This window comes from Streptomyces sp. NPDC004647, assembly GCF_040609575.1.
In the GTDB taxonomy this organism is placed as follows: domain Bacteria; phylum Actinomycetota; class Actinomycetes; order Streptomycetales; family Streptomycetaceae; genus Streptomyces.
In genome coordinates, this window is record NZ_JBEXKU010000028.1 from 50359 (window position 1) to 70591 (window position 20233).

Below are 20233 nucleotides of genomic sequence, written 5' to 3' on the forward strand. Positions count from 1 at the left end.
CTGTCCTCCGCCGGCGCGCGCCCGTGCTTTACAGGTTTCCGCGTTCCCAGCGCCCGTGTTCCTCATCCAGGAGAGCCGCGTCGACCTTCCGGTGGCGCAGGTACTCCACCCATTCCGCAACGAGTTCGCCGAGTAACTCGGCGTTGGAGAGCCCGACCTGGTCGTCCACGGCGAAGAGTGCCAGCAGCTCATCAGCGGCCGCTCCGCCGCGATCGCACGCAGGGCACAGCGCTGCTTCACGAAGGCCCCGCACGTCCTCGCTGCGGGCGTTCTTCCACGAGTCCGGGAACCGGGCCAGGAGCAGCCCCGGTCCTTCGCACCGCGCACAGTTCGGCGGATCGGTGATCCGCAGGACGATCCCGTCTACCCGGCCACTCACGCCACGCCCTGCCATGCGTCCGCGCCGAAGGTGCCCTTGATGTCGGAAGCGACCGAGGTCGGGTCGACCAGGAAACCCAGCTCGTACACGATCGTCTTGGAGGGTGTCTGGACACGCATCCGTACCGGGCTCTCACCCTTGTGGGCCGTGAGAATGCGCTTCAGCTCGCTGACAGTGGGCTGGTTGACCTTGTGGGCGGGGAAGGAGAGTTGCACGGGAGGCCTGCCCCCGTGCTCGGCGGAGGAGACATCCAGCACCTGGATCTCCTGGCCGTAGATGTTGACCACACCGTCCCGTTCATTGAGCCGGCCTTGGACGGAGACCACGCTGTCCTCGATCAGAGCGTGCTGAACGAGGTTGTAGACGGCCGGGAAGAAGAGGATCTCCATCTCGCCGTCCCGGTCGGCGAGGTTGATGATCGCCCAGGCGTTGCCCTGCTTGGTCATCCGGCGGTCGACACCGGTGATGAGGCCGGACAGCCGTACGCTGCCCTCGCTTCGGCCCGAGCCGAGGAGCTCGCTGATCGTGGTGTCCCGATTGCGGGACAGGATGTGCTCGGTGCCGTCCAGCGGGTGCGCCGAGACGTACAGGCCGAGCATCTCGCGCTCCGTTGCGAGGAGGACCTTCCGGGGCCATTCGTCTTCACCGATGGGGAAGTCCAGCCCGAAAGCGGGTTGCTCGTCGCTTGCTCCGCCGAGTCCCGCGAAGAGGTCGTCCTGCCCGAAGGAGGCGGCCTTCTTCACCGGGATGATCGCGTCGATGGCGCTCTCATGCGCGGTGCACAAGCCCTTGCGGGTGTGCTGGAGCGAGTCGAAGGCACCGGACTTGATCAGGGAATCCACGGCCCGCTTGTTCAGGGCCGCGATATCGGCCTTGTCGAGAAAGTCCGGGAAGGACGCGAACTTGCCCTTGGCCTTGCGGGAGGCGACCAGCGACTCGATGACGCCTTCGCCGACGTTGCGCACCGAGCGAAGACCGAACCGTACGTCGTCTCCGATGGCGGTGAAGTCGGCGACGCTCTCGTTGATGTCCGGAGGAAGTACCTGGACACCCAGTTTGCGGGCATCGGCCAGGTAGACGGCGGCCTTGTCCTTGTCATCGCCCACCGACGTGAGCAGCGCGGCCATGTACTCGGCCGGATAGTTCGCCTTGAGATACGCGGTCCAGTAGGAGACGAGCCCGTAGCCGGCGGTGTGCGACTTGTTGAACGCGTAGCCCGAGAACGGGAGCATGACGTCCCACAGGGCCTTGATGGATTCCTCGGAATAGCCGTTGTCCTTCATCCCGCCGTGGAATTTCTCCCACTCGGCGGCCAGCACTTCCGGCTTCTTCTTGCCCATCGCGCGGCGCAGCAGGTCGGCGCCGCCGAGGGTGTAGCCGGCGAGCTGCCGGGCGATGGCCATGATCTGCTCTTGGTAGACGAGCAGGTGGAACGTATTGCCGAGGATGCCTTCGAGGGCGTCCTTCAGCTCCGGGTGGATCGGTTCGATCTCCTGGCGGCCGGTCTTGCGGTGCGCGTAGTTGGTGTGCGCGTTCGCTGCCATCGGGCCGGGCCGGTACAGGGCGAGCGCCGCCGCGATGTCCTCGAACCGGGAGGGTTCCATCAGCTTCAGCAGGGTCCGCATGCCGCCGCCGTCGAGCTGGAACACACCGAAGGTGTCGCCGCGCGCGAGCAGTTGGAAGGTCGTGGCGTCGTCCAGCGGGATTGGCTGGTCACCGTTCTGCGGGACGGTGTCCGTGGTGATGTTGATTCCGCGGTTCTCACGGATGTTCTGAATCGCCTGGTCGATGACTCCCAGGTTCCGAAGACCCAGGAAGTCCATCTTGACCAGCCCCATGTCCTCACAGCTGGGGTAGTCGAAGCCCGTGATCTTGACGCCGTCCTTGGCGCGCATATGGAGCGGAATGCGGTCGGTGAGCATGGTCTTCGACAGGATGACCGCGGCCGCGTGCACGCCGGTGTTGCGAATCAGGCCCTCGACGCCCTTGGCCCCGTCGACGACCTTCTTGACGTCCGGCTCGTTCTCGTACAGCGCCCGGATCTCGCCGGCCTCGCCGTAGCGGGGGTGGTTCTCGTCGAAGATCCCGCTGATCGGGATGGACTTGCCCATCACGTCGCCGGGCAGCGCCTTGGTAATGCGCTCACCGTGCGAAAAGGGATAGCCGAGAAGTCGCGACGTGTCCTTGATCGCGTTCTTCGCCTTCAGTTTGCCGAAGGTGTTCACCATGGCGGTGTACGCGTCGCCGTACTTCTCGACGACATAGCGGACCATGGCATCGCGCTGACGGTCGTCGAAGTCGAGGTCCACATCCGGCGGGTTGATGCGCTCGGGGTTCAGGAACCGCTCGAAGAGCAGGCCGTGCTCCAGCGGGCACAACTCGGTGATGCGGGTGGCGTACGCGACGATCGAACCGGTTGCCGATCCACGGCCGGGGCCGACGGGAATCCTGTTGTCGCGGGCGTGCCGGCAGATGTCGGCGACGACAAGGAAGTACGAGCTGAAGCCCATGGGACCGATGACCTTCATCTCGGTCTCGAAGCGCTCCATGACGTGCTCGGGGATCGGAGAGCCGTAGCGCATCTCCAAGCCCTTGAGGACGTCCTTGCGCAGCCACGACTCCTGGGTCTCGCCCTCGGGCACGTCGGGGTACTGCGGCATCTCGTCCTCGGGCCTGAAGACCTCCTCGTACGACTCGATGCGTTCCGCGATCAGCAGGGTGTTGTCGCAGGCCTCGGGCAGCTCGGAGAACAGGTCCCGCATCTGGGCCGCGGTCTTGAGGTAGTAGCCGCTGCCGTTGAACCGGAACCGGTTCGGATCGTCCTTGTTCTTGCCCACGCCGATGCACAGCAGGTTGTCGTGCGCGTCCGCGTGCTCCTCGAGGACGTAGTGCGCGTCGTTCGTCGCCAGCAGGGGGATGTCGAGATCCTTCGCCAGGCGCAGCAGGCCGCCACGGACGTTGCGCTCCAGATCCAGGCCGTGGTCCATCAGCTCCAGGAAGTAGTTCTCCTTCCCGAAGATGTCCTGGTACGCCCCCGCGACCTCCCGCGCCTCGTCGTACTGGTTCAGGCGCAGCCGGGTCTGGATCGCTCCCGACGGACACCCGGTCGTCGCGATGACACCGGCGGCGTGCTCGGAGATCAGCTCCATGTCCATACGCGGCTTGCCGGCCGGGAACTGCCCGGTGTACGACGCTTCGGTCGACATGTAGAAGAGGTTCCGCAGGCCCTCGACGTTCCGCGCCCACATCGTCATATGGGTGAAGCGGCCGCCGCCGGAGACGTCCTTCGAGCCCTCGCCGTCGTCCGACATGGCCCGCACACCGCCGGGCCCCCAGAACTCCTGCTTGCGGTTGCGACGCGAGGACGGAGCGACGTACGCCTCGATCCCGATGATCGGCTTCACACCGTCGAACTTCTTGGCCACCTGCTGGAACTCGTAGGCACCGAACATGTTGCCGTGGTCGCTCATGGCGATCGCCGGCATCTCCTGACGCGCGACCTCCGCGAACATCGGCTCAAGCCGCTGCGCACCGTCGAGCATCGAGTATTCGGTGTGATTGTGCAGGTGAACAAAGCTGTCGGCCACCGGGCAGGCACCTTTCGAGGCGGGTCGTGGGAAGGCTCCACCCTATCCCTCGGCGCCTCGCGAAACGCCGTGCCCGGTGCCCCCCGAGCATGATCGAAAACAGGGCGGACGATGACCTCGATCTTTCACGGAAAGTTGTCGCGTACCTGCCCCGGGTAGCCGGTCGCCCGGTGGCTCGCGAGGTCGAGAAAGAGACGGGCTTGGCGCGCCTGCCCCATGAAGCCGTTGATCCACACCGAGCCTGCGAACGGGGTCACGGACTCGCAGCACCACGTATTCCGCGCGGACGGTGCCATGCACCTCGGGCCCCCCGACGGAGCACCAGATCGGTCAGGCGGCAGCCTTCTGTCGCGCCACCTCGCGGGCCCGCTCGTTCAGCTCCCGCGCGTGGCCGTTCGTCAAATGCGGACGGATGCGACGCCGCATGATGCCGAAGTGCTCATCTGCTCGCACCGAGGACAGGCTCGCGTAGTCGTCGAGGAACCTGTTCCACGTGGAGCACGCCGCTTCAAGATGACCCATTTCGAGCTGTCGTTGAGCGAGGAGGCCGTTTGCATGAGTGCTCCCCTGGCGCTCCATGGGGGGGCGTGCGCGGTTCGATGCCTTCATTGCCTTGACCGATCCGGGAACGTCACCCAGGGCATAGAGGACGCTGGACACGTGGAAGAGGTATGCGGACTGGTCGTAGCCACCTACGGCATCGCGCCGGTCGTCCGCCTTCGACAGAGCGGCTTCCGTCTCCGCCAGACGGCTCAAGGCCAGGGTGCGATCCCCAACGAGGGCCGCGCCGTGGGCCTGCTGGCCCCGAAGGAAGGCTTGAAGGCGGGGCCCTGCCTTTGGTGTTGCTTCGGCGGCCGAGTCGGCCAGTTCGAGAGCCTTGTTTGCGTGCTTCAGGTTGGCCGCCTGTAGGGCCATGCCGCGTAGCGTGCGGCAGTAGGTCACGTGGTCTTCCGCAGCCCCAGCCAGTTCGAGGGCCTGGACGTAGTAGCGCTGGCCCAGGCCATGAGCTTTCTCGTACATGGCCATCCATCCCGTGAGGTACACAAGATCAGAAGCGGCGGCCAGCATGTCCTTCTTCACGGCTTCGGACGCGTCCGCCTTCAAATAGGGCGCCACGGTGTTGACGAGGAACGCCGCGGCCATGGGGCGAGCGTGTCCGCCCCCCAGCTCGTCGAGGATGTCCGCGATTCGATCGGTCATGGTACGGACTGTTGCGACTTCACCCGTGCCGATCCTCACCGTTCGACCGGTGGCCCGATGCTCCAAACGCCCCAGCACATCGTCATAGCTGGGGACGACAAGCGCGGCAGAGTAGAGCGCGCTGCCGAGGACCTTGCGCCGAGATGGGTCCATGTCTGCCCTTCCGGTAACGACAAGTCCCTCAACATTGTCCAGGTGTTGGCCGGGCGCTCCGTCCAATCCGGCCACCACCGGTGGTGCGCCAAGTTCCGCTTCCTCATGGGTGATTGGCCGTCTGACGCGTCCCGAGAGCGCTTCAAGGATGGCTGGCCGTGCCTTCTTCTGCGGCATCGTTCCGTCCAGCCAGTGCTTCACCGCAGATTCGTCGTATCGGAACTGGGCTTCCATCTCGGCACCTGCCCGGTTCACGGCCGCCGCGAACTGCCGATACGTCCAGTCCGCTTCGTCCAGCAGGCGGGCCAGAGACTCGTTGGGCCGGCGCTTCGACATGGTGCCCTCCCTGCGAACTCGAACTTTCAAGTCCTTCAAGTTCTGCCGTCCCTGTAACGGTACCGCTGTGCGTGTCCGTGCGGTTGCGTAGTGCACAGAGGCGATCAACCACGGATACGACCATGCAGAGCAAGGCGGGCTTCATGAGCAGTGCACGGGAGACAGCAGCGACCAACGAGCGGCCTCAGCTGGGTGCTCTGGTCAAGGACGTTGGGGAGGGGAACCGCGTCGGCGTCGTGATGGGCTACCAAGGCCCGTACGTGCAGCTGCGACCTGTAGGCGGTGGCAAGGAGTGGGACGCCGAGCCTGATCGGGTTCGGCCGTTGACGGCGCGCGAAGAGCTGAGTGTTCGTCTCGCCGAGCGCAATGAAGGGTCTCGGTGGGGCAAGTGATCCAGCCTGTCACGGCGGTCGTTGCGCTCAAGGAGTGGACGCTTCAGCCGGATCGTGAGCCTGATGCGGAGTTGATCACCTATGCCATGCAGTGCGCTGTGTGCGGTGAGCACTCGGGCGGGGACGAGGACTGGGCCGACCCGCAGCGGTGGGCGCTCAGCCACTCGGGGCGTAACCCCGCGCACCACAGTTACCGGGAGATCATCACCCGCCCTTGGCGCACCTGGATGAAGCCGTGATCTGCGCAGTCACGCACTGCGGACTTTCTGTCCCCTAGACCGGTCCGCCTTGGACGGGAAGGCTCGCACCCCCGGCGGGCAGTGGTTCCCCCGTCCCCGTCCAGGGCGGGCCTCCAACGCCCCCCGGCTGTCCCCTCGTATCGGTGAGGACGGTAGGCAGCCGGGCGGGTCAGCAAGAGCAGGCACTACCTGACCGATTGACAGAGAGGGAGGAGCACGACATGACAAACGTGCAGATCATCACCGCTGCCGACGGCGGAGGCGGAAGTGGAGGGGACGGAGGCGACGGACACCCCGGCACCCCTTGGACGCCGCCCCCGCCGCCGCCCCCGGACGGTGACATGCCGCCCGGTGATGGGGGCCACCGCAAGTGACGCTCAGCTCTGAGCAGGAAGGCCGCGCCAGTGACGAGCTGGCGCGGTCCCTCCTCGAAGCCGGAGCCTTGACGCCTGCGTGGGCGGAGGCGTTCAGGGCCGTACCGCGATCGTGGTTCCTGCCGGGTCTGTTCTGGGCGCACGACATGGCGACCGGCCGCAGTGTGTCCGTCTCCAGGAGTGGCGACCCCGGCGGATGGGAACAGGCCGCATACTCGAATGTTCCGCTGATCACTCAGTGGGACGACGAACAGCACACGGGCACAGAGCCGGGGTCGGTAGCGACCAGTTCGGCGAGCATGCCGTCAGTCGTGGCGTCCATGCTGCGGGACCTGGACGTGAGCTATGGCATGCGAGTGCTGGAAGTGGGCACCGGCACCGGTTGGAACGCCGGACTCCTCGCCCACCGGTTGGGCACCGGACACGTGGTCAGCGTCGAGATCGACCCGGCGGTCGCGCAGCAGGCCCGAGGCGCGTTGACGGACGCCGGACTCAGCCCTGAGGTAGTCCAAGGGGACGGCCGGGACGGTTGGCCGGACGGGGCACCCTATGACCGCCTGATCGTGACCGCCGGAGTGCGAGCCGTTCCACCGCGCTGGCTGGAACAGACGCGGCCGGGCGGGATCATCCTTGCGCCCTGGGGCACCCACTACAGCAATCAAGACGCGCTGGTCCGGCTGATCGTGAACGAGGACGGCAGCGCGTCAGGGCCTTTCCTCCGCATGGTCGAGTTCATGAAGCTACGGAATCAACGCCTCGACTGGAACCGGTTCCGGGAGCACGTCCCGGAGTTCCCCGGCGACGCCGACGTGTCCAGAACGCCGGTCACTCTGGCGGACCTGGGGGGCCGCTACGAATCCGCACACTTCGCTTTGGGGCTACGCGTGCCCGACTGCGCCCATGTCGTCAACGAGACCGAGGCGGGTACCGGCAAGGCGTGGTTCTTCGACCTGGCGAGCCGGTCATGGGCAGCCGCCGTGTTCCGCAGCGGCGAGCCGGACGCCACGGTCTACCAATCGGGGCCGCGTCGACTGTGGGACGAAGTGGAGGCGGCGTATCGGTGGTGGGTCAGCCGTGGCAAACCGGAGCACACCCGGTTTGGCCTCACTGTCACGCCGGAAGGCCAGCGGGCTTGGCTGGACGATCCGGCGCAGTCATGGGCCTTGTGACGTGTGCCCCGCAGCCGCGCGCTCAGCGGACCTGCCTGCCGTATCAGTGCTGGCAGTGCGGGCACCAAACCGTCGTGCGGCCGGACATGCGGTCCCTGCGCAGCGGCTGGCCGCAACGGGGGCAAGCGGGGTGCGGTGCATCGCGGTGACCGGTGAGCCACGACCGGCGGGCAGGGACGCACCCCACGCGTACCGCGGATCGGAGGACCCGGCCCATGGCGGTGTGGACGTCGCGGCGCTCGTGTTCGGCCAGCCCATCGGCGCGCCGCGCCGGAGCGACCCGGGCGCGCCAGAGGATCTCGTCGACCAGGAGATTGCCGAGCCCGGCCATCACCGACTGGTCCATCAGCACCCCCTTGATCCGGCCGCGCCTCCCCTCCAGGGCGGTATTGAACTCGCTTCGGCTGATGGTGAGTGCGTCCGGCCCCTGTGAGGCAAGGATCTTCTCTACGGCGGCGTCCGAGCCGGCGACGCGAAGACCCTGGAGCTTGCGCTGGTCCCGGTAGCGCAGCTGTCGGCCGTTGCCGAGCGTGAGAATCACTCGGTCGTGGGCCTCCGGCGGGTCGTCCCGCGAGCAGCAGAGAAGGCTTCCCGTCATTCCGAAATGCAGGATCACGGTGGTGCCGTCGCTGGGAGCGATCAGCCACTTTCCATGGCGCCACGGTTCGCCGAACCGGCTGCCCTCCAGTTCACGCTTCAGCCGCTGCTTACTGACCCCGTGCAGCACCCCGGCGTCGGCCACGTCGACGCGTTCGACGATCCGGTCTCGGGCGCAGTCGGCCATAATCCGGCGGAAGCACTCCACGTCCGGAAGTTCGGGCATCCGCTGCACCTCCGGTCACTGGCGCGGTCGGACTGCGTAGGACGCAGGTCGCGCGCAGTCTCCTTCAGCCGAGTGCCTGAGCCACGACGGTCAGATCCGAGACGAGCCCGCCGTACACGCTGTCCCGGTCCCTGGCACGCAGCACTGCCGAGGGGTGGATGGTCGCGACCAGCTGCGGTCGTGAGTCGGTGCCCGCTGCGCCGTTCATGGGCCGCAGCACGCCCCGCTCCTGAGTGACGTGGAACGAACTCCCCATCAGCGATTTACCGGCCGTGGCCCCGAGCGTCACGACGATCTCCGGGGCCAGTACGTCCAGCTCAGCCTCCAGCCATGGGCGGCAGGCAGCCACCTCCCGCAGGGTCGGCGGCTTGTGGATTCGCCGCTTTCCCCTCTCGTCCCGGACGAACTTGAAATGCTTCACCGCATTGGTCACATAGGCATCGCGCATGTCGAGGCCGGCATCGTCCAGAGCCCTCGAGAGGAGCCGGCCGGCGGGCCCGACAAAGGGCTCTCCCCGCTGATCCTCTTGATCTCCCGGCTGTTCCCCCACGAGTACGAGACGGGGCTCGGGATTCCCGGCGCCGAACACGGTCTGTGTAGCGTTCTCGAACAGCGGGCAGCCCCGGCACCCGGCGGCGGCCTGCCGCAACGCCTGCAGATCGGATCCTTCCGGAACGTACGGGGCCGAGTCGTACGCTGCCTTCCCAGGCTTTCCGGGGCGCTCCGACCTCCCGTCGGCCATGACGCTCACCCACCTTCGGAAAACGGACTCGCCAGAGGCCCAGGTGTACCCGGAATGCTGGCTTTCATCCCTGTCCGGCTCCAGTGGGGTGAGTCCCTGCGCTGAACCGCGCAGAGTCGCGGGACCTTGTCGCACACTTCCTTGCCGGGGTCGTTGAAAGGCGGAAGCAATGGGTGTGACGCCGGGCGGTCCTCACCCCGGAACGGCATCGACGAAGACACCCACACGCACCCGGACCGGAGAGAACCGACGGCTTCGCGTCAGGTCTCCTCCTCCATGCGGATGGCATCCCTGAGGTCCTGGAACGCCTCGTCGGTCCTGTCCTCCTGCGCCGCGAGCAACGCAGCGGGTCAGGCGGGTCCGCTCGCCGGAGGGACGATCCCAGCCGGCAGGGGATCGGCCACACTCGCATCTACTCGGAGATCATTCAGAGGGCGACATTGGGTCCTCCGGACCGGCCAGGCCCTTCGAAAGGCAGAATTCGTTGCCCTCCGGGTCGAGCATCACGCGGTAGGGGTGGTCGCCGTCCAGTACCTCGCGGACCAGCGAACCGCCTGCCGCAACCACCCGGTCGGTCGCCTCCTCCAAGTCGTCGACGGCCAGGTCGATGTGGAACCGGTTGCGGCCCGATTCGGGCGGCCGGCACTGCTGGAAGGCGAGGCCCGGGGCGCCCGGTGCGATCGGTCCGGTGGCCGGGTAGTCCCGGTCGAGCAGTGGCAGGGCGAGGAGGTCGCTCCAGAAGTGGGCCACCGTGTCCCGTTGCGCTGCGTCAAGCACCATGAAGACCAACCGGCCTACGGGGCCGCGATGTTGATTGGCACTCTGCTGCTCCTCCGCACTCATGAACCGCGACGCTACCCGCTGAACCGCCGGGCCGACGAATGCCGTTGTGATCGCGGGAGCCGCTACCGGCAACAGGTCCCTGGACGGACCTCTCACTTCGAGCAGCGTCTACTAAGGTGAGCGGTGGGCCGTGACTGGCGCTGAGGTGGGGTACCACCGGGGAGCGGTCTGACAGCAGTTGTCGATGCCGTGCGCCTGGGCAATCCACCACCGTGAGGCTCAGGAGTGGCACATGGCCCAGACACGGACAGCTCGCCTGATGGACGGCAGCGGCCTTGCCCGCCGAATCGTCGAGAGCAGTACCGCAGCCGCTGCGGACATCCGATCGCACACCGGGACGGCACCGTGCTTGGCGACGGTGCTGGTCGGGGAAGATCCGGCTTCCGTGGCCTACGTCCGTATGAAGCGTGCCAGGTGTGCGAAGGGGGGCATCCGGTCACGCCATGTGGCTCTGCCCACTTCGGTCGGCACAAGCGGCCTCGTCGACACCGTCGCCGAGTTGTCGCAGGACCCCGGTGTGCACGGCATCCTGGTTCAGCACCCGGTGGGGCCCCACATCGACGAACGCGCCGCGTTCGAAGCAATCGCTCCCGAGAAGGACGTCGACGGGGTCACGATGCAATCCTTCGCGGCGATGGGGTTCGGTCTGCCCGGCTTCGTGTCCTGCACTCCCGAGGGAATCATGCGCCTGCTGGACGAGTACGACGTCGACATCGCAGGCAAGCACGCGGTCGTCGTGGGGCGCAGCGCCATCCTGGGCAAGCCCGCGGGAATGCTCCTGCTCGCACGCGACGCCACGGTGACGTACTGCCACTCGCGCACCTCCGATCTCTCCTCGATCGTGCGGGAAGCAGACGTTCTGCTGGCCGCGGTAGGACGACCGTGCTTCATCCCCGGCAGCTATGTGAAGCCCGGTGCAGTGGTGATCGACGCGGGATACAACCCGGGCAACGTCGGTGACGTCGACTTCGAGTCCGCCAGGAACCGGGCGAGTCTGATCACTCCGGTCCCGGGAGGCGTCGGGCCCATGACCATCGCCGTCCTCCTCGAGCAGACAGTCGCAGCGGCGGCACGACAGCTGGGCGTGGGCTGATCAAAGGCCCTGGCGGAAGCAGCATCCGTCAGGGCCTCGACCAGCGCATGGCAAGCACCGCTCAAGTGCGCGGGCCTCGTCGGTCCGCCAGCGGCGGGCCACCGCGGTGGCCGGCTGGATCGCGGACAGGCCGAACCGGGCGAGCCGGAACGGGTGCCGGGGCACATGCAGCAGCGGCCGCATGACGTCCTCGGACAGCGCGTCGTAGCCGGAGGCCAGCGGGCCGAACAGCCGGCGCCAGGCCGGACCGTCCGCGCCGAGGCGGACCTCCGTCTCCTCGACCGAGCGGACCATCACCCCCGCCGCGCCGGAATCCAGCGGATGTGCGAGGTCGACCTCGGGAAACATCCACTCCAAGCCGTGCCGGCCCAGGCCCAGGGACTCCAGGAACGTGGAGCCGACCGCCATCGGGTGCACCGCCGAGCAGTGGTCGTGCAGCACCCCGGGGACGGTCAGCTCGCCGGACCTGGTCCCGCCGCCGATCTCCTCGGCGGCCTCCAGGACGGTGACGGCCACCCCCTGCCGGGCCAGGGCGACGGCGGCGGCCAGCCCGTTGGGGCCGGCCCCGACGACGATGGCGTCACTCATGCGCCGTCGCCACCTGCGCGCCGGCGGGCTGCGAGCTGCCGTCGACGGCCCGGACGGGGATCGTCGCATCGTCGTCGGCCAGCCACGGCTGGCGGGCGACCATGTCCCTCACCTCCACGTAGCCCTCCTCGATGCGGCCTGTTGCGGCATCCATGACGCGGTAGTGCTGGCGCTGCCTGTGCATGGGCTGCGATTCGAGGACGATGACGCGCAGCTCGCCCTCGGCGAACCGGCAGCGCTCCTGTACGGCGTCCAGCAGTTGCTCGTTGTGCAGGTGGCCCTCGCCGAAGTTCCAGCCGAGGACCGTGCCGGCGATGTACTCGCCGTCGCGGATGTCGTACGCCTCGGTGTCGTCCAGGGCCCGGGGGAGCAGGCCGTTGAGCGCCCGGCCGTGACTGTGCATGGACCGCCACGCCATGCCCTTGTGCAGCATCACCTCGGCCATCTCCTCTCCGTACAGCCGGGTGAGCTGGTCCTTGGGCGTGCCGGCCGCCTTGACGATGTGCGCGTTGAGCTGCTGCTCCGTCCCCTTGCGGAAGCACCAGGTGCTCGTCGCCCAGTTGCCGGCGTAGTAGCGCATCGCGGGCAGGAACGACACCAGTTGGGGCTTCACATGGCCGAGGACCGGGACGGCGACCAGGCACACCAGCAGCAGGGCGGCCAGGAGCGGGGAGTGCAGCGAGGACAGCCCGGTCCCGGCGTGGTGCCCGAAGAGGAACAGCGCGGAGAAGATGAAGAAGACGTTCCACTCCAGCGGAACGCCCATGGGGAAGGTGGACAGGATGTGGAGGTGGAAGACGACCATGATGGTGAGGGCCACGGTCGTGGTGACGCCGCCGTCGGAGAGGAGGAGCACGAGAGGCACCGAGTACTCGATGACCGTGCCCGAGTGGGCGGCCAGGGCGGACAGCCCGGACGGGCGCAGGTCGTCCGGGTAGCCGCGGTAGAGCTTGCGCTTGAGCCACTTGACCCGCTGGAGCGGGCTGTTGCTGATCATGATGGCCACGACGAACGGGAAGTGGCGGTTGAGTTTGGAGGTCGCGGCGCCCCACCAGAGGGCCAGCATGACGAGCTTGAGCCCGACGATCATGTCGGTGAACGGGAAGCAGAACACCAGCAGCGTCAGCCCGTACTGCTCGCCTCGGGCGGCGAGGAAGACGGTCTTGTCGCGCAGCCCCAGCAGGCCGAGAGCGGCGGCGAGCGGGATCAGCCGGACCGGATCGATCAGGCCGACGGTGTTCCCCTGGGGCGCCGGGCCGGCGGTTCCCGGAGAGCACAGCAGCCACACCGCCGAGACGATGACCGCCGCGTACAGTGCCACGTCGACCGCCGTGCGGCGGGTGCCCCGGGTGAGCGGCACCTTGCCCGGCCACGGGGGCAGTCGGACGGTCCCGGGCCGCAGCCAGTGCAGAAAGGCGCCGACCGGGGGCAGAAAGCGCAGGGTCAGCGGGCCCGATCCGCAGCCCAGACCCAGCACCTCGTACAGCAGCGTCCAGACCACGACCTTCTGGTAGACGATCGGTTCGGTCCACCAGGACGCGACGTCACCGACCGGCCCGAGCCCCGGCGTGGCGGCGGTGACGGCCACGCCGCCGAGGACATAGCCCGCGATCTTGAGGACGTAGAGGACGTACACCGCCCCCGGTGTGCCGAAGCCGTGCTCGGCCCAGTGCTGGGCGAGCGGGCGGATACGGCGCAGATACGGCTGCGACCGCCATTCCTTCAGGTCGAAGTCGGCCGGATTCGGGGTGATGAAGCCCATGACGAACCTTCATTTCTCGCGCGGGGGCGGGAGGGGGAGGCGGTTCAGACGGCCGGGGAGGCGGACGTGGCGAGCTCGGCCCGGAGGAGGGGCTTGTCGATCTTTCCGACGGGGTTCTTGGGGAGGGTCTCCAGCACGACGACGCGGTCCGGGAGCTTGTAGCGCGACAGCGCGCCCCGGCAGTGCTCGAGGAGCCCGTCCGTGGTGACGGTGGCGTCCGGGCGCAGCACGACGAAGGCGACGGGCACCTCGCCGAGTACGCCGTGCGCGTCCCCGACGACAGCAGTCTCGAACACCTCGGGGTGGCCGTAGAGGACCGACTCGATCTCCTTGGGGTAGATGTTCTCCCCACCGCGGATGATCATGTCCTTGATGCGGTCGACGAGCACGAGGTAACCGTCCTCGTCGAACCGGCCGATGTCACCGGTGTGCAGCCAGCCGTCGACGACCGTGCGGCGGGTCTCCTCGGGCCTGTTGAGGTAACCGCGCATCACATGGGGGCCGCGGAGGACGACTTCACCGGTGGCGCCCTGCGGCAGTAGCCGGCCCGAGGGGTCCGTGACGGCGACCTCCTGGCCCGGCATGGGCAGGCCCACCGTCCCCGGTTTGCGGAGTCCGTCGAGAGGGTTCGCCGTTGACGCGCAGGTGCCCTCCGACAGGCCGTAGCCCTCCACAACGGGGATCCCGTACCGGCTCTCGAACCGCTCGATGAGCTCGGCCGGCATCGGTGCGGCCCCGCACGCGGCGAAGCGGACGGAGGAGGTGTCGGGGCGCTCCGCCTCCGGGAGTGCCGCCAGCATCGCGTAGATCGCCGGTACGGCCGAGAAGTGGGTCGGCCGTACCGCCTCGACGGTGCGGAAGAACGTATCGGCCTTGAAGCGTCCGGAGACGGTGACCCTGCCTCCCACGAGGAGCGGCGACAGCACTCCGACGACGATGCCGTTGACGTGGAAGAGCGGGAGGACCAGCAGGCTGTGGTCGTCCTCGCCCAGCCGCGACACCTCGGTCATCATCGTCGACATCGCCGCGAGGTTGGCGTGGGTGAGCATGACGCCCTTGGGTTTTCCGGTGGTGCCGCTGGTGTAGATCAGCAGCGCGAGTGCGTCGGTGTCGGGGGGCGCTGCATCCTGCCAAGTGCCGGATTCGCCCGAGGAGTTGGAGGTGTGTACGGCGTCGGCGCCCGTACGCAGCTCGGCGACGTCGATCGTGTCCACCGTCAGGGACACGCCGCCGTCCTGTCCGATGACGACCTTCGCGGCCGAGTCGGCGATCTGGTGACCGGCCTCGGCGGCGGTCAGGGTGGGATTCACCGGTGTCACCGTGGCCCCCAGCCGCCAGACCGCGAAGAGCGCGACCACGAACTCGACACGGTTGGGCAGCATCACCGCCACCACATCGCCGCTCCTGACCCCGCGCCGCCGCAGGGTCGCGGCGGCCTCCCGGACCCACGCCAGGAATTCGGCATTGCCCAGGCGCACCGCATCGTCGGCGACGCACGGGGCATCGGGGCTCCGGGCTGCGCGCACATCAGGCAGTTCCGCAAAGTGCATGTCGGGTCTCCTCCATCACAGTCAGTCCGCCGCGCTGTGATGAGAGACAGTACGAACGCGCCGCCTCGCCGGCCCATAGGCGCGGGAGACGACTCCGGCGAAGCCGGTTGTGCGCGGAGCACAGTCCGTACGGCCGTCCCGACGGCTGCCCCACTCCCGGCTCCGGCAGTCGAGGGGTGATCGGCGGGGGTGGGACTGCGGCCAGGAACGGGGTGCGCTTACGATGGCGGCCATGAGACGGCCCTCGCATCCGGCGGTCTTGCCTCTCGGGGCAAGGGCCTACCTGCTGTTGATGCTTGCCGTCCTGGCCGGAGTGGTGGCCATGCACGGCTTGGGGTCGCCTTCCGTGCCGGCGAATCCCCACCCTCGGCCGGTCTCCGGTCATGTCAGGGCAGCTCCCGAGGCGGCTCACGCCGAGACCTGCTGCGGGCACTCGGAGGGCAGCGACGGCTCCGCGAGCGGCGAGAGCTGCGAGCATGCGGATCACGGCAGCGGCGGCGGGTCCGGCGGGCACGTGGAGCACGCGGACGGTACGTGCGCTGCCGGCGGTACCAGCAACGCTCCCGCGCTGCCCGCCCTGGCACCCGTGGCGGTGGTCACCGACGACGGAGCGAGCGTGCCCGGCATGGCACCGGCAGCGGCGCTGGGCGGACGCGCCCCACCGTCGTTGAGCGAACTGCAACTCCTGCGCATATAGGGCGCCTCCGCGGCACCCGCCTCCCTGCCTCGAGCCGGTGGCCGCCTTCGTCATGCCCACTCTTCGCAGTACGTGACAGGAGTTGCACACCCATGACCGCACACCGATCCCTGATCCGCCGCGCCGCCGTTGTGACGGCGGCCGTCGCAGCCGCCATGACGCTGACCGCCTGCGGCGGAGGCGACGCCAGCTCTGCCGGGCACGACGGCCACGGCAAGAGCTCCTCGCCCACCACCACCTCGAACGCCACGGCCTCTGCCGAGCGGGGCGGGCACAACGCCGCCGACGTCTCGTTCGCCCAGGGCATGATCCCCCATCACCGCCAGGCCGTGGAGATGGCCGAGATCGCCGAGACCCGCGCGGATTCCCCGGCAGTGAGGACGCTGGCCGAGGAGATCAAGAAGGCACAGGACCCGGAGATCAGGACCATGTCCGGGTGGCTGGCCTCCTGGGGTGAGCAGACTCCCTCCGAGGGCGCAGGCGGAGGCCATGCCGGGCACTCGATGTCCGGGATGATGACGCCCGAGGAGATGGACAGGATGGAGAAGGCCTCCGGCAAAGCCTTCGAGACCGCGTTCCTGCGGATGATGGTCAAGCACCACGAGGGCGCCGTGCAAATGGCCGCGACCGAGAAGTCCGAAGGCTCGTACCAGCCCGCCAAGGACACGGCCGAGGACATCATCACCTCGCAGACCGCCGAGATCACCGAGATCAACAGGCTGCTCGGCAAGAACTGACCGCAGGTGCCACGGGGGCGGGGCGACCGCCGTCCTGCCCCCCAGCGCACCAAGCCACCGTCGGTGGGCTCTGCGCACGAGCCCATCGACGGTCGCCGTACCCGAAGCACACATGGGGTCACCGGCGAAATGAGGCGCTCGGGAGTGCCGGAGTGCCGGAGTGCCGGAATGCCCGGGGCCGCAAACAGTCGCAGGACAGCGCATCGGTGCGCTAACGCAGCCGCTCGGCCAGGAACTCCTCCCAGGTTCGGTGGCCGACGGCCTGGCACCGGCTCGAGCACCGGCCGGAGAGCCGCCATCAGCCGCTCCCGGGACAAGACCGACCACTCTTCCCGTAATACCCCTGGGGGGTATAAAATCGGTGAGGGATGCCGGGCGCTCCCGCCGGACCCACACTGGATGGGAAGGGGAAAAGGCCGTGGACCACACCGCTCGCCCGACCAGCACGCCGGCCGACGCCGAGTACGACCACCGCGGGCACGACGAGCACACGCCGACCGGTGGCGGTTCCTCCTGGCGAACCGCCTCTCAGGCGACGCTGCACTGCCTCACCGGCTGCGTCATCGGCGAGATCCTGGGCATGGCCATCGGCACCGCGCTTCTCTGGGGCAATGTCCCCACGATGGTCCTCGCGATCGCCCTGGCGTTCCTCTTCGGCTACTCGTTCACCCTGTACGCGGTGCGTCGCAAGGCGGGCGTCGGCCTCAAGGCCTCCATCCGTATCGCCCTGGCCGCCGACACCGTATCCATCGCTGTCATGGAGTTGGTGGACAACGGCATCATCGCCCTGACCCCCGGTGCCATGGACGCCGAGCTGTCGGACGGGCTGTTCTGGGGAGCCCTCCTCGGTGGCTTCGCCGTCGCGTTCCTGATCACCACGCCCGTCAACAAGTGGATGATCGGCCGCGGCAAGGGCCACGCCGTCGTCCACGCCTACCACTGACCCCGGCCCGGGCGTTCGCGCCGCCGCTGCCCCGTACAGCCGCGCGCTTCAGCGCTCGGACCCTGGGCCGAGCAGGGGTTTCACGTCGATGACGGAGTGCCGTCCAACGCTTGCGTACGCGGACCCGCAGCCCGTCGACGCCGGAGGGCATCACGGCCGGCCGGGCCGGCAGTCCTGCCCGAAGTCACCGGCCGCGGGGCTGGATGAAGCGCAGCATGCCGGCAGTCCTGCCCGAAGTCACCGGCCGCGGGGCTGGCTGGATGAAGCGCAGCATTTTGCCGGAGGGATCACTTGCCGGACGGCGCGGGTCCGTGGCGGCGGAGGCATTGGACAACGGCGTTCGGGCAGGTCGGGTCGGGCGGTGCGGACACGTCGGGCAGGTCAGGCGGGGGGACAGGTCGGGCGGGAGGGCTCCTCGGCTGCGGCGCGGCACCGTTCAGGCCGGGCCCCGTTACGATCACACACCGTCCGGACGCTCGCCGACGTCCGGCGATCTTCTCTTCCTCTATACCGACGGGGTCATCGAGGCCCGGGACCGCACCGGGACCTTCTACCCGCCGGCCGACCGAGTCGCCACCTGGAACGGAGCCGGCCCGGGCTCCCTCGTGCAGTACCTCCACGACGATCTGCTCCGGTACACCGGCGGAAGTCTGGGCGACGACGCCGCCATGATCGCGATTGAGAGCGCGTCTGTAAACTTGTCAGCCCGACGTGGTCCGTGCAGGCTCGGCCGAGGGTGCCCCTGCCGCGATGAGTTCCGGCCGGGTCGCGAGTCTGTTCTGGTGAGCGTCGTAGGACGTGGTACGACGCTGCCCGGCACGAGACACCACGGAGGACACCATGACGACCACGCCCGGCAACGCGAGCAGCAACCTCCCCGGCAAGCCGCCAGTCGTCGACCTGGCCGCCTGGCAGGCGGCGCGCGAGGAGCTGCTGGTCCGCGAGAAGGCGCACACCCGTGAGGGCGACGCGATCGCCGCGGCCCGGCGGCGGCTGCCGATGGTCGAGCTCGACGGCGCGGTCGAGGTCACCGGCGTTGACGGGCCGGTCCCGTTCCTCGACCTGTTCCAGGGTCGCGACGAGCTCGTGGTCTACCAGCACATGTGGTACGACGGCGCGCCGCACCAGGGGCAGTGCGAGGGCTGCACCACCACGGCCTGGCACGTGAAGGACGCCGTCTACCTCAACGCCCGGGGCGTCTCGTTCGCCGTCCTGACCTCGGGCCCGTGGGACGAGGTGGCTCCCTACGTCGAGTTCATGGGTTACACCCAGCCCTGGTACTCGGTGCGGGGCGTGGAGGCGCCGGTCGGCGGAGAAATGGGGCACATCGTCTGTTTCCTGCGCGACGGCGACCGCGTGTTCCTCACCTACTCCACGACGGGCCGTGGCAACGAGCCGGTCAACGGATCCCTCGGCCTGCTCGACATGACGCCCTACGGCCGCGGCGAGGCGTGGGAGGACAACCCCGAGGGCTGGCCCGTGATCGGCGATGTCCGTGAGGGGCACCCGTCCGAGGGCCGCCAGGCCTGCTGGTACTGGCGCTCGGACGCCGACGGCGTCGCCACCTGGGGCCCGACCAGCCGGCCCGTGCCGCAGTGGACCCGCCCCGGCGCGACCCCTGTGGAGACCCTCGGCCGCCAGGGCCACCAGCACTGACGCGTCTTCTTCGACGGCGTCGGCAAAGGTGTCAGGTGCCGGGCGGAACCTCCGGACGATGCGAACGGCCCCCGCGCGCTCGATCGGTGGGCGGTTCGCCCGGAAGGTAAAGGACTCCTGGTAGGAGAGGGGCTGTCCAGGCTTGCCAGTCCTACCAGGAGTCCGGGTGCACGTATCGCCGGAGTGCCAGTACTGGTCATGCCTGCTCACGGCCGTGGCGATCGTCCCTCGCGGCGGCACTTCTACCCCGGTTCGACGATGACCGACGGTCAGTGGGCGCTGCCGGCGCCGCTGCTCCCGGCGGCGGGGAGCACCGGCGGGCGCGGGGGCAGGCCCGAGAAGTGGGACCGGCGCCTGGTCCTGGACGCGATCTTCTACCTGGTCCGCGGCGGGATCGCCTGGCGGGCCCTGCCGGCCGGCTTCCCGCCGCACCAGACCGTCTGCGCCCTGTTCCGCCGGTGGACCCGCGCGCGGGCGTGGTGCCGGATCTACGCAGCGCTGCGTGAACGTGCGCGCCTGGCCGACGGGCGTGGCCCCGTGCCGACCGCGGGCGTGATCGACTCCCAGACCGTCCGCGCCGCCGACACCGTCCCGACCGCCAGCAGCGGGTACGACGGCGGGAAGAAGATCAAGGGCCGCAAGCACCACGTCGCGGTCGACACCGGCGGGCTGCTGCTGGCATGGCGTGGTCACGACCGCCTCCTTGTAGGACCGCGACGGTGCGTTCCGCATCACCGCCGCGCTGCGCGAGGCGTTCTCCACGATCACCCCGGTGTGGGCCGACGCCGGGTACACAGGCCGGTTCGTCCTCGCCCACCGGGTGCCGCCGATTGCAGAACGAGCACCGGGAAGGGTGCCGACCCCGCCGCTGCGGAGAGACGATGGAAGCGCCGGAACGGGCGAGAGGGGAGGGCCGGCTGGTCGTAGCGGGTATGGGGCTGCGACCTTCTCGGCAGGGCGGAAGGGAGTG

The 20233-nt window shown here is 68.7% G+C and carries 18 protein-coding genes, 3 pseudogenes and 1 riboswitch; of the genes and pseudogenes, 12 read left to right on the forward strand and 9 right to left on the reverse strand.

Annotated features, from left to right (window positions below; genetic code table 11):
* Nucleotides 1-28: 28 nt before the first annotated feature.
* Both ABZW18_RS15065 and dnaE read right to left on the reverse strand, forming a co-directional pair.
* Nucleotides 29-379 (reverse strand): DUF6300 family protein, encoded by a 351-nt coding sequence (locus ABZW18_RS15065; protein ID WP_356187175.1) that lies wholly within the window; start codon nucleotides 377-379, stop codon nucleotides 29-31.
* The gene (gene dnaE / locus ABZW18_RS15070; protein ID WP_356187177.1) at nucleotides 376-3966 is read right to left on the reverse strand and encodes a DNA polymerase III subunit alpha; all 3591 of its coding nucleotides are present in this window, start codon (nucleotides 3964-3966) and stop codon (nucleotides 376-378) included. The genes ABZW18_RS15065 and dnaE overlap by 4 nt, the downstream gene beginning before the upstream one ends.
* A gap of 201 nt (nucleotides 3967-4167) precedes the next feature.
* On the opposite strand from dnaE, the pseudogene ABZW18_RS15075 reads away from it, so the two are divergent.
* Nucleotides 4168-4278 (forward strand): annotated as a pseudogene (locus ABZW18_RS15075) (NUDIX hydrolase); the annotation flags it as partial.
* 18 nt (nucleotides 4279-4296) lie between these two features.
* Here ABZW18_RS15075 and ABZW18_RS15080 read toward each other — a convergent pair.
* Nucleotides 4297-5655 (reverse strand): hypothetical protein, encoded by a 1359-nt coding sequence (locus tag ABZW18_RS15080; protein WP_356187180.1) that lies wholly within the window; start codon nucleotides 5653-5655, stop codon nucleotides 4297-4299.
* A 143-nt stretch (nucleotides 5656-5798) separates the two neighbouring features.
* Here ABZW18_RS15080 and ABZW18_RS15085 point away from each other — a divergent pair, with 143 nt between their 5' ends.
* The 4 genes from ABZW18_RS15085 to ABZW18_RS15100 all read left to right on the forward strand — a co-directional run bounded on the left by ABZW18_RS15085 (nucleotide 5799) and on the right by ABZW18_RS15100 (nucleotide 7829).
* Complete coding sequence (locus ABZW18_RS15085) at nucleotides 5799-6047, forward strand: hypothetical protein (RefSeq protein WP_356187182.1); 249 nt, start codon at nucleotides 5799-5801, stop codon at nucleotides 6045-6047.
* Nucleotides 6044-6286, forward strand: a complete 243-nt coding sequence (locus tag ABZW18_RS15090; protein WP_356187184.1) for a hypothetical protein — start codon at nucleotides 6044-6046, stop codon at nucleotides 6284-6286. The genes ABZW18_RS15085 and ABZW18_RS15090 overlap by 4 nt, the downstream gene beginning before the upstream one ends.
* Nucleotides 6287-6507: 221 nt before the next feature.
* Nucleotides 6508-6660: a hypothetical protein gene (locus ABZW18_RS15095; protein ID WP_356187186.1), complete on the forward strand. Its 153-nt coding sequence runs from the start codon at nucleotides 6508-6510 to the stop codon at nucleotides 6658-6660.
* On the forward strand, nucleotides 6657-7829 hold the full coding sequence (locus ABZW18_RS15100) for a methyltransferase domain-containing protein (protein ID WP_356187188.1): 1173 nt from the start codon (nucleotides 6657-6659) through the stop codon (nucleotides 7827-7829). Before ABZW18_RS15095 ends, ABZW18_RS15100 begins: the two co-directional genes overlap by 4 nt.
* A gap of 43 nt (nucleotides 7830-7872) precedes the next feature.
* Here ABZW18_RS15100 and ABZW18_RS15105 read toward each other — a convergent pair whose 3' ends face one another.
* From ABZW18_RS15105 to ABZW18_RS15115, 3 genes are all read right to left on the reverse strand, one after another.
* A complete protein-coding gene (locus tag ABZW18_RS15105) occupies nucleotides 7873-8652 on the reverse strand; it encodes a DNA-formamidopyrimidine glycosylase family protein (protein ID WP_356187191.1) in 780 nt (259 codons plus the stop codon).
* A 64-nt stretch (nucleotides 8653-8716) separates the two neighbouring features.
* Entirely contained in the window at nucleotides 8717-9394 is a 678-nt protein-coding gene (locus tag ABZW18_RS15110; RefSeq protein WP_356187193.1) for a UdgX family uracil-DNA binding protein, read from the reverse strand.
* A 423-nt stretch (nucleotides 9395-9817) separates the two neighbouring features.
* On the reverse strand, nucleotides 9818-10174 hold the full coding sequence (locus ABZW18_RS15115; protein ID WP_356187195.1) for a VOC family protein: 357 nt from the start codon (nucleotides 10172-10174) through the stop codon (nucleotides 9818-9820).
* 183 nt (nucleotides 10175-10357) lie between these two features.
* A riboswitch (ZMP/ZTP riboswitch) is annotated at nucleotides 10358-10445 on the forward strand.
* 24 nt (nucleotides 10446-10469) lie between these two features.
* Here ABZW18_RS15115 and ABZW18_RS15120 point away from each other — a divergent pair.
* Nucleotides 10470-11330: a bifunctional 5,10-methylenetetrahydrofolate dehydrogenase/5,10-methenyltetrahydrofolate cyclohydrolase gene (locus tag ABZW18_RS15120; protein ID WP_356187197.1), complete on the forward strand. Its 861-nt coding sequence runs from the start codon at nucleotides 10470-10472 to the stop codon at nucleotides 11328-11330.
* Between the two features lie 63 nt (nucleotides 11331-11393).
* Here ABZW18_RS15120 and ABZW18_RS15125 read toward each other — a convergent pair.
* The 3 genes and pseudogenes from ABZW18_RS15125 to ABZW18_RS15135 form a co-directional block, all read right to left on the reverse strand.
* A pseudogene (locus ABZW18_RS15125) lies at nucleotides 11394-11918 on the reverse strand (FAD-dependent oxidoreductase); the annotation flags it as partial.
* Nucleotides 11911-13680, reverse strand: coding sequence for a DUF3556 domain-containing protein (locus tag ABZW18_RS15130; RefSeq protein WP_356187200.1), 1770 nt, complete (start codon nucleotides 13678-13680; stop codon nucleotides 11911-11913). The gene ABZW18_RS15130 and the pseudogene ABZW18_RS15125, both read right to left, overlap by 8 nt.
* Nucleotides 13681-13724: 44 nt before the next feature.
* Nucleotides 13725-15230, reverse strand: a complete 1506-nt coding sequence (locus tag ABZW18_RS15135; RefSeq protein ID WP_356187202.1) for an AMP-binding protein — start codon at nucleotides 15228-15230, stop codon at nucleotides 13725-13727.
* Nucleotides 15231-15462: 232 nt separating this feature from the next.
* On the opposite strand from ABZW18_RS15135, the gene ABZW18_RS15140 reads away from it, so the two are divergent.
* The 6 genes and pseudogenes from ABZW18_RS15140 (at nucleotide 15463) to ABZW18_RS15165 (ending at nucleotide 20190) form a co-directional block, all read left to right on the forward strand.
* Nucleotides 15463-15927, forward strand: a complete 465-nt coding sequence (locus ABZW18_RS15140; RefSeq protein ID WP_356187205.1) for a DUF6153 family protein — start codon at nucleotides 15463-15465, stop codon at nucleotides 15925-15927.
* 92 nt (nucleotides 15928-16019) lie between these two features.
* Complete coding sequence (locus tag ABZW18_RS15145) at nucleotides 16020-16664, forward strand: DUF305 domain-containing protein (RefSeq protein ID WP_356187207.1); 645 nt, start codon at nucleotides 16020-16022, stop codon at nucleotides 16662-16664.
* A gap of 418 nt (nucleotides 16665-17082) precedes the next feature.
* Nucleotides 17083-17607: a DUF4396 domain-containing protein gene (locus ABZW18_RS15150; protein ID WP_356187210.1), complete on the forward strand. Its 525-nt coding sequence runs from the start codon at nucleotides 17083-17085 to the stop codon at nucleotides 17605-17607.
* Nucleotides 17608-17867: 260 nt separating this feature from the next.
* Nucleotides 17868-18278 (forward strand): annotated as a pseudogene (locus tag ABZW18_RS15155) (SpoIIE family protein phosphatase); the annotation flags it as partial.
* Nucleotides 18279-18447: 169 nt separating this feature from the next.
* Nucleotides 18448-19263: a DUF899 domain-containing protein gene (locus ABZW18_RS15160; RefSeq protein WP_356187212.1), complete on the forward strand. Its 816-nt coding sequence runs from the start codon at nucleotides 18448-18450 to the stop codon at nucleotides 19261-19263.
* Nucleotides 19264-19461: 198 nt separating this feature from the next.
* Nucleotides 19462-20190: a transposase gene (locus ABZW18_RS15165; protein WP_356187214.1), complete on the forward strand. Its 729-nt coding sequence runs from the start codon at nucleotides 19462-19464 to the stop codon at nucleotides 20188-20190.
* Nucleotides 20191-20233 lie beyond the last annotated feature (43 nt).

What these genes read in the sequence shown, in the direction of transcription:
- ABZW18_RS15080 (WP_356187180.1), bottom strand. Translation starts at nt 5,655, where the DNA reads ATGTCGAAGCGCCGGCCCAACGAGTCTCTGGCCCGCCTGCTGGACGAA.
- ABZW18_RS15085 (WP_356187182.1), top strand. Translation starts at nt 5,799, where the DNA reads ATGAGCAGTGCACGGGAGACAGCAGCGACCAACGAGCGGCCTCAGCTG.
- ABZW18_RS15095 (WP_356187186.1), top strand. Translation starts at nt 6,508, where the DNA reads ATGACAAACGTGCAGATCATCACCGCTGCCGACGGCGGAGGCGGAAGT.
- ABZW18_RS15105 (WP_356187191.1), bottom strand. Translation starts at nt 8,652, where the DNA reads ATGCCCGAACTTCCGGACGTGGAGTGCTTCCGCCGGATTATGGCCGAC.
- ABZW18_RS15110 (WP_356187193.1), bottom strand. Translation starts at nt 9,394, where the DNA reads ATGGCCGACGGGAGGTCGGAGCGCCCCGGAAAGCCTGGGAAGGCAGCG.
- ABZW18_RS15115 (WP_356187195.1), bottom strand. Translation starts at nt 10,174, where the DNA reads ATGGTGCTTGACGCAGCGCAACGGGACACGGTGGCCCACTTCTGGAGC.
- ABZW18_RS15120 (WP_356187197.1), top strand. Translation starts at nt 10,470, where the DNA reads ATGGCCCAGACACGGACAGCTCGCCTGATGGACGGCAGCGGCCTTGCC.
- ABZW18_RS15130 (WP_356187200.1), bottom strand. Translation starts at nt 13,680, where the DNA reads ATGGGCTTCATCACCCCGAATCCGGCCGACTTCGACCTGAAGGAATGG.
- ABZW18_RS15135 (WP_356187202.1), bottom strand. Translation starts at nt 15,230, where the DNA reads ATGCACTTTGCGGAACTGCCTGATGTGCGCGCAGCCCGGAGCCCCGAT.
- ABZW18_RS15140 (WP_356187205.1), top strand. Translation starts at nt 15,463, where the DNA reads ATGAGACGGCCCTCGCATCCGGCGGTCTTGCCTCTCGGGGCAAGGGCC.
- ABZW18_RS15145 (WP_356187207.1), top strand. Translation starts at nt 16,020, where the DNA reads ATGACCGCACACCGATCCCTGATCCGCCGCGCCGCCGTTGTGACGGCG.
- ABZW18_RS15160 (WP_356187212.1), top strand. Translation starts at nt 18,448, where the DNA reads ATGACGACCACGCCCGGCAACGCGAGCAGCAACCTCCCCGGCAAGCCG.
- ABZW18_RS15165 (WP_356187214.1), top strand. Translation starts at nt 19,462, where the DNA reads ATGCCTGCTCACGGCCGTGGCGATCGTCCCTCGCGGCGGCACTTCTAC.